Consider the following 13,390-nt stretch of genomic DNA (forward strand, 5'->3'; position numbering starts at 1 on the left):
TGGCGTGTTTCAGGGGCTTTAACAACAGTCTGTTTTTATTTGTCGTTTACTTTGCGAGTGTAGTCCGGGAGAAGCTTTGGTGAAACAGTTTCTGTTTCAATGCCTGCGTCCTTGATTTCTGCTTCAAAGCTGTCAACATGTGAAAGGGTGAGGTCTGCAACATCAACGCTCTTTGACTTTTCGGAAGCATTTTTACCTGCGTTTCTGCCGAACACGATAACATCAAGAAGTGAGTTGCCCATAAGACGGTTTCTGCCGTGGATACCGCCGACAGCCTCGCCTGCAACATAAAGGTTTTCGATATCTGTCATACCGTCAGCCTTGATGTCAAGACCGCCGTTTTGATAGTGAAGGGTCGGATAAACGAGAATAGGCTCTTTGCGGATATCAATTCCGTACTTGCCGAACATTCTCATCATAGCAGGAATTCTCTTTTCGATTGTGCCCTCGCCGCCCTTGATTTCAATCATAGGGGTATCGAGCCAAACGCCCACGCCGTCATCTGTGTGAACACCGTTGCCGTTTGTTGAGCACTCACGAATGATAGAAGCCGCAGAAACATCACGGGTTTCGAGCGGATGCATAAATACTTCGCCGTTTACATTGACAAGTTTTGCGCCGAGAGAACGAACTTTCTCTGTTACGAGTGCACCGAAAATCTGCTCAGGATAAGCCGCACCCGTTGGGTGATACTGAAGTGTGTCGGCATAAAGAAGCTTTGCACCTGCACGGTAGCCGAGAATAAGACCGTCGGCTGTTGCACCGTAGTGGTTTGAAGTTGGGAAGCCCTGATAGTGAAGTCTGCCTGCACCGCCTGTTGCGATGATGACAGTCTTTGCCTTTGCAATAAGGATTTCGTCTGTTTCCATATTAAGGAGAACAGCACCGGCAACCTTGCCCTCTGTGTCTTTGATAAGTTCGATTGCCGATGTGAAATCAACAACAGGAATTTGTCTGTTTTGAACTTCATCACGGAGAGTTCTCATAATTTCCGCACCCGAATAGTCCTTTGCGGCGTGCATTCTCTTGCGTGATGTTCCGCCGCCGTGGGTGGTAATCATTGTTCCGTCGGGAGCTTTGTCGAACTCAACGCCAAGGTCATTGAGCCATTGAATAGCCTCAGGAGCATCGTTTACAAGTTTGTAAAGAAGTTCAGGCTTTGCGGCAAAGTGACCTCCGCCGAAAGCGTCAATATAGTGCTGTGCAGGAGAGTCGTTCTCCTTGTCGGCAGCCTGAATACCGCCCTCTGCCATCATTGTGTTGGCATCACCGATACGGAGCTTTGTAACAATCATACAAGAAGCGCCGTTGTTGTCTGCCTCGATTGCAGCCGATGCACCTGCACCGCCACCGCCGATGATGAGGACATCAACATCATAATCAACCTTGTCAAGATTGATGTTTTTTGTGTTGATTCTGCTGTGAGCCTGGAGCAAATCCGCAAGCTCAAGAGGCACTTTTTCGCCCTTGTTAGGACCGATTTGAAGTGTTGCAAATTCTTCCTGCTTATAGTCAGGGTGATAGGTTGCAAGGAGGGTGTCCTTTTCCTCTGCTGTCATACGACGAGGCTCAAACGCTGTGTTTTCGGCTCTGTTTGCCGCAACCTTTTTCATAGATTCCTGCATTTCTTTGTTGTACATTTCGGTCGCCTCCTTACTTCTCAATTTCTCTGTTGTTGTAGAGTTCTTTCATTTCCTCAATCGGCTTTTGCATAAGATTTTGGAGAAGTTCCTCAAATGTGCCGTCCTTGATTTCCTGAACTCTGTCAGTCAAGTGCTTGCTTTCCGGAGCAAGATACTTGCCGTTGATTCTTCTTGCCAAAAGTGCAACCTGCGGATGAGAAATACCGGCAGGGCAACGAGATGAGCAAACACCGCACATAACGCAGTCGAAGCTCTCCTCTGCACACTTTTCAAACTCGCCACGCTGTGCATATGCAATATACTGCATAACATTAAGTCCCTGTGTGCACGCATTTGTGCAGGCATTACAGCCGACACAAGCGTAAATCTCAGGATAAAGTTGCATCATAATAGTTTCGTTTGTGCTGATTTTTTCAATATCATAAGGCTCTTTTACAAGAGGGAAGAACGGCAAAGTTGCAATGTACATTCCATCCTCAACCTGTGTTTGACAAGCAAGGCAAGCCTTTAAATCCTTGTCGCCCGCAACTCTGTATATTGTTGCGCAAGCACCGCAAAAGCCGTTACGACAGCCACAGCCTCTTTTGAGCTGATAGCCGGCATATTCCATTGCTTTCATTATTGTCAAATTTGACGGCACGGAATATTTCTTGCCGAACAAATATATATTAACCATATTATTTTCCATAATCCAATATCCTCCCAATCTTAGTATTCATCAGGCAATTCGTCAAGTTGGTCACAGCGGAACACAGGACCGTCCTTGCAAACATACTTGTCGCCGATGTTGCATCTGCCACATTTGCCCACACCGCATTTCATACGAAGTTCCATTGTGGTGTAAACCTGTGTTTTTTCGAAGCCGAGTTCAATAAGTCCCTGAAGTGTAAACTTAATCATAATCGGCGGACCGCAGATGACGCAGGTCTTGTTTGTGTCGAAGCCGAGTTCCTTGACATAGTTCGGAACAAAGCCTACATGACCGTCCCAGCCCTCTTGTTCACGGTCGATGGTGAGGTAAACATTGATGCCGTCCTCTTTGCACCACTCGTCGATGATTTCCTTGTAATCAACAAGGTCATCCATACTGCGTGAGCCGTAAACAATGTCGATTGAACCGTACTTATCTCTGTTATCTCTGCAATAGTTGATTACCGAGCGGAGCGGAGCAAGACCGATACCGCCGGCGATAAAGAGCAAATCTTTGCCTGCAAATTCCGTATCAACCGGGAAGCCGTTGCCGTACGGGCCACGGATTGCGATTTCCTGACCGACATCCATCAAATGAAGCCAAGTTGTGAGGCAACCGCATTTTTTGATACTGAATTCCATATATTCTTCGTTTGTAGGAGAAGATGTGATTGAAAACATACCCTCGCCTGCGCCCGGAATAGAAAGCATTGCGCACTGTCCCGGAATGTGCTCAAACACCTTTCCGCCCTCAAGTGCGTTCACTCTGAAGGTTTTTACATCAGGTGTGTCCTGACGAATGTCGGTTACAACACCAACCTGAGGAATTAAGGTTTCACTATTCATTATGCTTCAACCTCCAATGCTTTTTCTACCTTAACGATATTCATCGAAATTGGGCACTTTGCAATACATCTGCCACAGCCTACGCAACCGAAAATGCCTTCGTTATTGTCGGGATAATACACAAGTTTGTGCATAAATCTTTGACGGAAACGCTCAAGCTGAGAAGTTCTCGGATTGCCGTGAGCCATCTTTGTGAAATCGCTGTACATACAGCTGTCCCAACATCTGAACTTCTTGACTCCGTTGCCGGTGTCGAATTCTCTGATGTCGTAGCACTGACAGGTTGGGCACACAAAGGTGCAAGTTCCGCAACCGATACAGCTTTCTGAAAGTCCTGCCCATTTTTCATTTTTAAAGTGAGCCAAAAGGTCGCTTTGCTTCATTCCCTCAAAAGAAGTGTTTGCAAGCGGAAGTTTTGACATAACCGTTTTAACCGCACTCTTAACTTCTTCAACAGGGGCAGAGTCCGCATCTTCAAGCACAGCGCCCAATTTTGCGATAAGTGCCTCGCCCTTTTCCGTCTTTGCTTCCATATAAAGAGTGTCGCCGTGCTTCCAAGCGGTGATGTCACCGTTCGGGTCGGAAGCGTCAATGCCGAAAGCGTTGCAGAAGCAAGTTTCTTCAGGACGGTTGCACGCAAGAGAAATAATTGTTGCGTGGCTTCTTCTGTTCTTATAATATGTATCAATCGGGTCAACAAGGAACACTCTGTCGAGAATGTCAAACGCTCTGACATCACATCCTCTGACGCCGAACACTACAAAATCCTCGCACTCCTTACGGGTGTCCTTGATTTCAAGCTTCAATCCGTTCATACGAATGTCGTACAAATTCTCGGTCTGTGGGAAGAAGAAATCCTTTGCGGAACGGTTTGTGTTGTACTTTTCGGTAAGTGTCATACCGTCCTTGTATCTTGCAAACTCTGCAATGTCGCCCTTATCGGTCGGGATATAAAGTGCCTCGTTTTCTGCGATAGCATTAAAAAGAGAGTCGATTTGTGACATAGAAATCTTTTTCATTACTTTTGTCCTCCTCTCTCATAAACAACGCTCGGCTCGCAATCATCAAAATCAAAGTTAACAAGCGGATAACGGCTGTCTGCGTCTTCGCCTGCCTGATACTCGCCGTAAAGTTCGTTGGCGTCCTTGATGAATTTGCGATTGAGAAGATGAAGCGGAATGTTTTGAGGGCAAACTCTTGAACACTCGCCACAGTCGGTGCATCTGCCTGCAACATGGAATGCACGGATGATGTGGAAATTGCTCTCCTCAAAACTTGTTTGAGCCGCCTTTTGAGCAACGCCCGAATTGTCGTTGTCGAACACGCACTTTTCGCAAGTGCAGGCAGGGCAAACATTTCTGCAAGCGTTGCATCTGATGCACTTTGAAAGTTCGTTTTGCCAGAATTCAAAGTGCTCATCAGGAGTCATTGCTTCAAGCTCGGCAACTTGGTCAAAGCGGTTTGAATCGAGAACTTCGCCGTTTTCGCCGATAAGTTCATCATAAATTACGATTTTCTTGCTCTTGCAAGAAAGGCAACGCTCTGCCATAACTTCAAACTTCTTGAAAGTCTTTTTGTCGCCGTAAATTGTTTCAACAACGATTGAATCATCAGCTTCCGTAATGTCCGAAATACCGCTGAGCCCCGTTGCTTTAATCTTGTTAATGTCGGTCTTGCCAAAACATTCAATGCCGACAATGTACACTTTTTCACGGTCTACTCTGTGCTCCTTGATGAGCTGTTGGAGGCTGTAAGAATCGCAAGGTTTTACGAAAATTGCGATTTTGCCCTCGCCTTTTCTTGTTTGCTTTACAAGATATTTTGAAAGGTTGGCACCTGAAAATGTGTTGTAAACAAATTCACGGTCAACCTCGTCTGCCGAAGTGAACACGCCCGGAGTGAGGTCGTACTTAAATTCGCCGACTTTCCAGCCGAGAACACGGTCAACAGTGCCGTTTTGGAGGAGTTCCTTTGCCTTTGCAATTATTTGTTCTTGCATCTCAAATCCTCCAATCTCTTATTTTCGCCAAGCTCGTAGATAGTTTCCACAAAGCTGTTCATAGTTTCCGCAAACTTTTGACCCTCTGCTGCGGATACCCATTCAACACGGGTTCTGCCCTTTTCGATGCCGAGATAATCAAGCATTGAGAAAAGGAGAGTCATTCTGCGTCGTGCATAGTAATTACCTGTTGTGTAGTGGCAGTCACCCGGATGGCAGCCGCACATAATTACACCGTCTGCACCTCTTTGGAACGCACGGAGAATAAACATAGGGTTTACTCTGCATGAGCAAGGCACACGAATGATTTTTACATCGGCAGGATAGTTAAGTCTGTTTGTACCTGCCAAGTCAGCCCCTGCATATGAGCACCAATTACAGCAGAAGGCTACAATTTTTGGCTTGAATTCGTTATTCTCTATTTGCATATTGCATCTACCTCCGCCATAATTTGCTTGTTAGAAAATCCGTTGAGGTCCATTGCGCCTGACGGACAAGCAACCGTACAAGCACCGCAACCCTGACAAACAGCAGGATTTACGCTGGCAACTCGTCTGATTTGAGTTGTTCTGTCAGGCATACGGAATTCTTTTTCCTGATATGTAATTGCTCCGTAAGGGCAAACCTTTTCGCAAGATGAACAGCCGTTGCACATCATCTCGTCACTGTGGGCAACACAAGGGTTGCAAGTGAGTTTGTCTTTTACAAGAAGTCCGATAACCTTTGCCGCACAAGCCGAAGCCTGCGATACGGTTTCGGGAATATCCTTTGGACCTTGGCACATACCCGAAAGGAACACGCCTGCCGTAGGTGATTCAACAGGACGAAGTTTTGGGTGAGCCTCGGTGAAGAAATCGTTTGTATCCATTGAAGCTGTGAGCATTGTTGCAAGAGGTCTTGCGCTCTTTGACGGTTCAATAGCCGCCGCAAGAACAACCATATCCGCATCAATGTGAAGCTGTTTGTTGTTGAGCAAATCGGAAGCCTGAACCTTGAGCTTTTTGCCGTCCGGAACAACCTTGCCGACCATACCCTTTACATAATGAACTCCGTATTCCTCAACCGCTCTGCGATAGAATTCGTCAAAGTTCTTGCCCGGAGTACGAACATCGATGTAGAACACATAAACATCTGTGTCCGGATATTTTTCACGGGTGAGCATTGCGTGCTTTGCTGTGTACATACAGCAAACCTTTGAGCAATACGGCTTGCCCTTTGGGTCTGTTTCGGCACAACGGGAGCCGACGCACTGAACAAATACGATAGTATGCGGATGCTCATGGTCGGACGGACGGAGAAGTGTACCGTTTGTAGGACCTGCCGCATTCATAAGTCTTTCGTATTCAAGAGAAGTTACAACATCAGGCGACTGATTGTATGCAAACTCGTCAAACTTATCAACCTTAATCGGCTCAAAACCAGTTGCAACAACGATTGCACCGTACTGTGCGTCAACAAATTCGTCCTTTGCGTCATAGTTGATAGCCTTTGCCTCGCAAACCGTTGAGCAAAGTCCGCACTTGCCTGTTTTCATCTTGATGCAATAATTAGGGTCGATAGTTGCAACCTTCGGTACAGCCTGTGCAAACGGAATATAGATTGCACTGCGGTTATCCATACCGAGATTGAACTCGTTAGGCACTTTCTTCATAGGGCATTTTTCGGTGCAAAGTCCGCAACCTGTGCATATGTCCTCGTTTACAAATCTTGCCTTACGCTTAATTTTAACATTGAAGTTGCCCACGAAGCCCTTAACTTCTTCAACCTCGCTGTAAGAATAAATCTTGATTTTTTCCTGCTGTGCCGCCTCAACCATTTTTGGGGTCAAGATACAAGCCGCACAGTCGAGAGTCGGGAAAGTCTTGTCTATCTGCGCCATCTTTCCGCCGATAGTAGGTGACTTTTCAACAATATCAACTTCAAAACCTGCCTCGGCAATGTCGAGTGCGGTTTGAATACCCGCAATACCGCCGCCGATGACAAGCGCACGCTTTGTAACAGGGCTTTCGCCTGCAACAAGCGGAGTGTTGAGCTGAACCTTTGCAATAGCGGTTCTGCCCAAAACAACAGCCTTTTCTGTTGCTGTTGCCATATCTTTGTGAATCCAAGAGCACTGCTCACGAATGTTTGCAATCTCAACCATATAAGGATTAAGACCAACCGAAGCAGCAGCCTTGCGGAATGTGTTTTCGTGCATACGAGGTGAGCAAGAGCAGATTACAACGCCCGTAAGGTTATATTCCTTGATAGCGTCCTTAACCATATTTTGTCCTGCCTCGGAGCACATATATTGATAATCGGTGGAGTAAACTACGCCCGGCTCATTCTTCAAAGTTTCCGCAACTTTGTGAACATCAACCGTACCGGCGATATTGCTACCGCACCAACAAACGAATACGCCTATTCTGTGCATATTTTTCTACTCCTCCCTGCTTATTTCCAATACTTTCTCATTGCAGACACGATAGCCTGCTGAGGTAAATCTTCATCCCACATTTCAGGAATGTCCTGCGGGTGCAAATGTTCCTCACCCTGACGGCGAATCTTGGCAACTCTTACTGCCTCAACAAATCTTGCCGGCTCAACGCCTCTCGGACAACGCTCCAAGCAAGCAAGGCAAGAAAGGCAAGTGTACAATGATTCGCTATCCAAAAGCGGTTCGATATTGCCGTTTGCCACCATAGACACAAACTGATGCGGATGATATTCCATATTATCATAAGAAGGACAGGTTGCCGAGCATTTGCCGCAGCCCATACATTTGAGCGGATTGATTCCTGCCGAACGGATAACCTGCTCTTTAAGATAATTATTTTCCATTGCAAGCCCTCCTTATTCGCCAATCAAACCGAGCGCCTCTGCAAGCACCTCTGTGAAGTACTTAACTGGCACATCATAATCTGTTGCATTCTTATTGAGATTATACATACAAAGCGGACAAGCCGTGATAACCATCTCTGCTCCGTTTTTAACAGCGTTTTCAAGCACTGCGTTGCCGTTTGCTTTTGCAATCTCCTTGTTTTCAAGGGTGGTGTAGCCGCCGCAGCACTCGTTGCGCATTGAATACACAACAGGAGTTGCGCCCAATGCCTTGATTAAATCCTCCATAATTGTCGGATTTTCAGGGTCGTCCATCTGCATAACTCTGCTTGGACGAAGAAGCAAGCAACCGTAATAAGCCGCAATCTTTTTGCCCTTGAGAGGATTTTTTACCGCTGCCTTGACATTGTCAAATCCCACCTTGTCACGCAAAACTTCAAGATAGTGAATGACATTTGTTTCGCCTCTGTAAGGCTCGTCAAGTTTCATATATCTTGCAACCTTGTCTGCGATTTCTTCATCGAGCATATCGTTGTTTACCTGCTTGATGACATTGTGGCAGGCGGAGCACATAGTTACAAGATCCTGACCGAGTTCTTTTGATTTATTGAGCGCACGAACAGAAGAAAGTTTTGTTGCAATCTCGTCCCTTGCCATAGGATAAACACCGCCGCAACACTGCCAATCAGGGAGTTCCTCAAGTGTAACACCGAGAGCCTCTGCCGACATTCTTGCGTATTTATCCAAATCCTGCGCCTTTGTTTTCAAGGTGCATCCCGGATAATAACTGAAAGTCATTATTCTATTCTCCTTTATCCTAAATCCAAAATTCTAATTTTTACGAAAATCAAACCATCTGTTCCGGATGGAAAACTTCGTCAAATCTTTCTTCTGTGAGGAAACCGAGCTGAACGCAAGCCTCCTTGAGAGAAATGTTGTTCTTGTATGCAAGCTTTGCAGTCTTTGCTGCATTTTCGTAGCCGATATATGGGTTGAGAGCAGTAACAAGCATAAGAGAGTTGTGGAGGTTTGAAGCCATCTTATCCTCGTTTGCTGTGATACCGACAGCACAGTTGTCGTTAAATGAAATCATTGCTTCCGAAAGAAGTCTGACCGACTGTGTGAAGTTATAAATGATAACAGGCATAAACACATTGAGTTCGAAATTGCCCTGTGAAGCAGCCATACCGATTGCTGTGTCGTTGCCGATAACCTGAACCGCAACCATTGTCACAGCCTCGCACTGTGTTGGGTTAACCTTGCCCGGCATAATTGATGAGCCCGGCTCATTTTCAGGGATTTTAATTTCGCCAAGACCAAGACGAGGACCGGAAGCAAGCCAACGAACATCGTTTGCAATCTTCATAAGGTCAGCCGCAAGAGCCTTGAGTGCGCCGTGAGCAAACACGATTTCGTCCTTTGAAGTGAGGGCGTGGAACTTGTTTGGAGCTGTGATGAAGTGCTTGCCTGTAATTTTTGTTACAGCCTCTGCAACCTTAACATCAAAGTCCTTTGGTGCGTTAAGACCTGTGCCTACCGCTGTTCCGCCGAGTGCCAATTCCTTAAGTTCTGGAAGTGCGATTTCGAGGAGTCGTCTGTCCTTTTCAAGAGAAGATCTCCAGCCGCTGATTTCCTGAGAAAAAGTGATAGGAGTTGCGTCCTGAAGGTGAGTTCTGCCCGACTTTACGATGCCCTCGTGCTTTTCTTCAAGCATTTTGAATGTTGCGATGAGCTTGTCAAGAGCAGGGAAAACCTTGTCCTCGATTCCGAGAACAGCCGCAATGCTCATAGCTGTCGGGAATGTATCGTTTGATGACTGTGACATATTGATATCGTCATTCGGGTGAAGAATCTTTTTGCCTGCAATCTCGTTACCTCTGTTTGCGATAACTTCGTTTGCATTCATATTTGACTGTGTGCCTGAGCCTGTCTGCCAAACAACAAGCGGAAAGTGCTCGTTGAGTGAACCGCTCATAACTTCGTCACAAGCCTGTGAAATAGCGGAAAGCTTTTCGTCTGTCATTTTTTCAGGCTTAAGCTGATTGTTTGCAATAGCGGCAGCTTTTTTAAGCACGCCGAATGCGTGAGTGATTTCTCTTGGCATAACCTCGATGCCAACGCCAATCTTGAAGTTTTCATGGCTACGCTCTGTCTGTGCTGCCCAATATTTGTCTGCAGGTACTTTAACCTCGCCCATTGAGTCGTGTTCAATACGATATTCCATAATCTTTACCTCCTGATATACGGTTGGGTTTAATTTTTTTCTATTATATTATATATTTCTGTTATTCTAATATCAAGGGCAAATTGTTAAAAAAATAACAATTTTGACATTTTCAGATACTTCTACAAAAAAGTAATCGTTAAAACTTTATTTTTCGTAATTTTGCCTGTTGAATGATAAAAACCTGCACAACTTTGCTCAAATCTTTTACAAATTGTTAAAACCCGTGCCAAACGGAGCAATCTCATTCAACCCACACGCCCCGATGCGCAAAAAAATTACCTCTCCCTTATAACAAGGAGAGGCATATATACAATAGACGGGAGGGGGATTCCAATCTTATTGTGCTGATTTACATAGTAATTCCGTCGTATGATTCCTTGAGGATATTATACGAATTGCGGAGCTTTTCAATCTCCTCCTCTGTAAGGTTGAGAGGGAGAATTTTTCTGACGCCGTTGCGGTTGACATAAGCAGGCAATCCGAGATAAACATCACGCATACCGTACTCGCCATTGAGTCTTGAAGAAACTGTGATTACGCTGTTTTCGTCGCCGAAAATCGCCTTTGTGATTCTGACAAGGCTCATACCGATTCCGTAATAAGTTGCACCTTTGAGCTTGATAACTTCTGCGCCGGAATTCTTAACTTTTTCGATAATTTCTTCGATATCTTCACGCTTATAATCGTTTGCAAATCTCTCGTCATTAAAGAATTCTTCAACATTTTTTGTTGAGAGATTGAGCTGGCTGAAAGGAACGAACTCGCTGTCGCCGTGCTCGCCGATAACATAGCCGTGAACCGAATGAGGGTCAGCCTGAAAATAATCACCGATAAGATAACGAAGTCTTGCCGTGTCAAGAGTTGTGCCCGAACCGATAACTCTGTTTGCCGGGAAGCCCGAAAGCTCATAGGTCACTCTTGTCATAACATCAACAGGGTTTGAAGCAACAAGGAAAATGCCGTTGAAGCCCGATGCAACGATTTTTGAAATGAATGATTTGAAGATTTTTACATTTTTATTAAGTTGGTCAAAGCGGGTTTCGCCCGGTTTTCTTGAACCTGCCGAAGCTGTGATTACAACAAGGTCGGCATACGCACAGTCATCAAATGAGCCTGCACGAATTTTCATATGAGAGCTTGAAAAGCACAAGCCGTGATTGAGGTCCATAGCTTCACCTTTTGCCTTGTCCTCGTTAATATCAATAAGAATTAACTCATTGCACAAATCGGAATTAAGAAGAGCATAAGCATAGCTCATACCTACCATACCACAACCGACAAGTGCTACCCTTCTGTTTGCCATAACTGTCTTACCTCCTAAACATTGTTAAATATATAACAATTCGATTTGATTAAATTTTATATCAATAGCAGTAAATTGTCAATAATTTAACAAGTTTTGATACAAATTTCTCTTTTTGCTACAAAAACAACGGCAAATGAGAGCCGTATTTTGTTTACTAATAAAAAAAATCACCTGCTGAAGTGGCACAGCAGGTGATTTGAATTCGGTTTTATTATAATTGTTCCGCAATAATGTGGATGAGTTCCCTTGTTTTATCCCATCCGAGGCACGGGTCGGTGATTGACTTGCCGTAAACGCCGTCCTCAACCTTTTGGTTGCCATCCTCAAGATAAGATTCAATCATAAAGCCCTTGACCATCTTCTTGATGTCGTTGCTGTGGCGCATAGAATGAAGCACCTCGTTTGCAATACGAACCTGCTCAAGATACTTTTTGCCCGAATTGGAATGGTTTGTGTCAATGATAACAGCAGGATTTTTGAAACCGCCGTTGCAATATTGTGTGCAAAGGTTCATCAAATCCTCATAGTGATAGTTAACGTGATTAATGCCGTGCTTATCCACGCTTCCACGAAGAATAACGTGAGCCATATCGTTACCGGCAGATTCAACTTCCCAACCTCTGTACAAGAACATATGTCCCGACTGCGCCGCCTTGATTGCGTTGAGCATAACGGAAATATCGCCCGATGTAGGATTTTTCATTCCGACAGGGATATTGAGAGCAGAGGACACAAGTCTGTGCTCCTGATTTTCGACACTTCTTGCACCAACCGCAACATATGAAAGAAGGTCTGACAAATATCTGTGATTTTCAGGGTAGAGCATTTCGTCTGCGCAGGTAAGACCTGTTTGCTCGATAGCGTCCTTGTGGAGCTGTCTGACCTCGATAATACCCTCAAGCATATCGGGTTTCTTTTCAGGGTCGGGCTGATGAAGCATACCCTTGTAGCCTTCGCCCGTTGTGCGAGGCTTGCCTGTGTAAATTCTCGGAATGATGAGGATTTTGTCCTCAACTTCTTTTTGAACCTCGGCAAGTCTGTGGATATATTCAAGAACAGGCTCAGGCTTGTCGGCAGAGCAAGGACCGATAACAAGAACGAGCTTGTCGCTTTCGCCCTTAAAAACCTTTTCGATTTCCTTATCTCTGATTTCTTTTTTTGCCGTAGCTTCTTCCGAAAGCGGATACTGTGCCTTGATATCCTTAGGTACAGGCAGCTTTCTGATGAACTTCGTGTTTTTCATATTATCCATACTTTTCACCTCTCAAAACTTCTGTAGTTTGTTATAATAGTAATATTTTATCACCGATTATATCGTCCGTCAACAAATAGAATAAATTTTAATTACAGTTAAAAAATCAAGTAATTTCATTTATCCTTTTCAGCACTTCCCCAAAAACAAGCAAAAGCACAATCGGTTTATATTGTTGACATTTTTATATTAAATTGTTATACTAAAAGAGAATAAAAATTTGAAGTATTATGACGAAAAAGGTGATACTATGGAAAAAAACAGAGTTACTCTGAAAATTTACGGCAATTCATACACCATCTTGACAGAAGATGACCCTGAATATGTAGAACAGCTCGGAGAGCTTATCAACAAGGAAATGCACAACATTTCCAACGAGTCGCCAAATCTTTCGCAAACACAATGTGCCGTGCTTGTGGCACTTGACCAGGCGGACGCTTGCAAAAAGGCAAACAGCGAAGCAGTCAACCTGCGTGTTCAAATCAAGGATTATATCGAGGATGCCGCAAGGGCAAAGCTTGAGGTTGATGTTGCAAGACGAGAGATTGAAAGACTCAACAGAGAACTTTCAGCGCTCAGAAGCAAAAACGCAAGCGACGGCAAATAA

Annotated in this window: 13 protein-coding genes; 1 reads left to right on the forward strand and 12 read right to left on the reverse strand. The window is 44.8% G+C overall.

Annotated elements, in window-relative coordinates:
* Nucleotides 1-35: 35 nt before the first annotated feature.
* From Q0E03_RS03740 to Q0E03_RS03795, 12 genes are all read right to left on the reverse strand, one after another.
* On the reverse strand, nt 36-1,640 hold the full coding sequence (locus Q0E03_RS03740; RefSeq protein WP_297129675.1) for an FAD-dependent oxidoreductase: 1,605 nt from the start codon (nt 1,638-1,640) through the stop codon (nt 36-38).
* A gap of 13 nt (nt 1,641-1,653) precedes the next feature.
* Nucleotides 1,654-2,331 (reverse strand): 4Fe-4S dicluster domain-containing protein, encoded by a 678-nt coding sequence (locus Q0E03_RS03745; RefSeq protein ID WP_297129676.1) that lies wholly within the window; start codon nt 2,329-2,331, stop codon nt 1,654-1,656.
* Nucleotides 2,332-2,351: 20 nt separating this feature from the next.
* Nucleotides 2,352-3,179, reverse strand: coding sequence for an FAD/NAD(P)-binding protein (locus Q0E03_RS03750; protein ID WP_294835959.1), 828 nt, complete (start codon nt 3,177-3,179; stop codon nt 2,352-2,354).
* Nucleotides 3,179-4,198 carry a 4Fe-4S dicluster domain-containing protein gene (locus Q0E03_RS03755; RefSeq protein WP_297129677.1) on the reverse strand — a complete coding sequence of 340 codons (1,020 nt, stop codon included), beginning with the start codon at nt 4,196-4,198 and terminating at the stop codon, nt 3,179-3,181. The genes Q0E03_RS03750 and Q0E03_RS03755 overlap by 1 nt, the downstream gene beginning before the upstream one ends.
* Nucleotides 4,198-5,178, reverse strand: a complete 981-nt coding sequence (locus tag Q0E03_RS03760; RefSeq protein ID WP_297129678.1) for a 4Fe-4S dicluster domain-containing protein — start codon at nt 5,176-5,178, stop codon at nt 4,198-4,200. The genes Q0E03_RS03755 and Q0E03_RS03760 overlap by 1 nt, the downstream gene beginning before the upstream one ends.
* Nucleotides 5,163-5,606: a hydrogenase iron-sulfur subunit gene (locus Q0E03_RS03765; protein WP_078767539.1), complete on the reverse strand. Its 444-nt coding sequence runs from the start codon at nt 5,604-5,606 to the stop codon at nt 5,163-5,165. The genes Q0E03_RS03760 and Q0E03_RS03765 overlap by 16 nt, the downstream gene beginning before the upstream one ends.
* Entirely contained in the window at nt 5,597-7,591 is a 1,995-nt protein-coding gene (locus Q0E03_RS03770) for a CoB--CoM heterodisulfide reductase iron-sulfur subunit A family protein (protein WP_297129679.1), read from the reverse strand. The genes Q0E03_RS03765 and Q0E03_RS03770 overlap by 10 nt, the downstream gene beginning before the upstream one ends.
* A gap of 20 nt (nt 7,592-7,611) precedes the next feature.
* Nucleotides 7,612-7,998, reverse strand: a complete 387-nt coding sequence (locus tag Q0E03_RS03775) for a 4Fe-4S dicluster domain-containing protein (protein WP_297129680.1) — start codon at nt 7,996-7,998, stop codon at nt 7,612-7,614.
* Between the two features lie 12 nt (nt 7,999-8,010).
* Nucleotides 8,011-8,796: a CoB--CoM heterodisulfide reductase iron-sulfur subunit B family protein gene (locus Q0E03_RS03780; protein WP_297129681.1), complete on the reverse strand. Its 786-nt coding sequence runs from the start codon at nt 8,794-8,796 to the stop codon at nt 8,011-8,013.
* A gap of 49 nt (nt 8,797-8,845) precedes the next feature.
* Nucleotides 8,846-10,222 (reverse strand): class II fumarate hydratase, encoded by a 1,377-nt coding sequence (fumC, locus tag Q0E03_RS03785; RefSeq protein WP_297129682.1) that lies wholly within the window; start codon nt 10,220-10,222, stop codon nt 8,846-8,848.
* A 352-nt stretch (nt 10,223-10,574) separates the two neighbouring features.
* Nucleotides 10,575-11,528, reverse strand: coding sequence for an L-lactate dehydrogenase (locus tag Q0E03_RS03790; RefSeq protein WP_297129683.1), 954 nt, complete (start codon nt 11,526-11,528; stop codon nt 10,575-10,577).
* Between the two features lie 214 nt (nt 11,529-11,742).
* Complete coding sequence (locus tag Q0E03_RS03795; RefSeq protein WP_078767533.1) at nt 11,743-12,783, reverse strand: 3-deoxy-7-phosphoheptulonate synthase; 1,041 nt, start codon at nt 12,781-12,783, stop codon at nt 11,743-11,745.
* Between the two features lie 250 nt (nt 12,784-13,033).
* Between Q0E03_RS03795 and Q0E03_RS03800 the strand changes: the two genes are divergently transcribed.
* A complete protein-coding gene (locus Q0E03_RS03800) occupies nt 13,034-13,390 on the forward strand; it encodes a cell division protein ZapA (protein ID WP_297129684.1) in 357 nt (118 codons plus the stop codon).

This window comes from uncultured Eubacterium sp. (assembly GCF_934525195.1).
Classification (GTDB): Bacteria; Bacillota; Clostridia; order Oscillospirales; family Acutalibacteraceae; genus Eubacterium_R.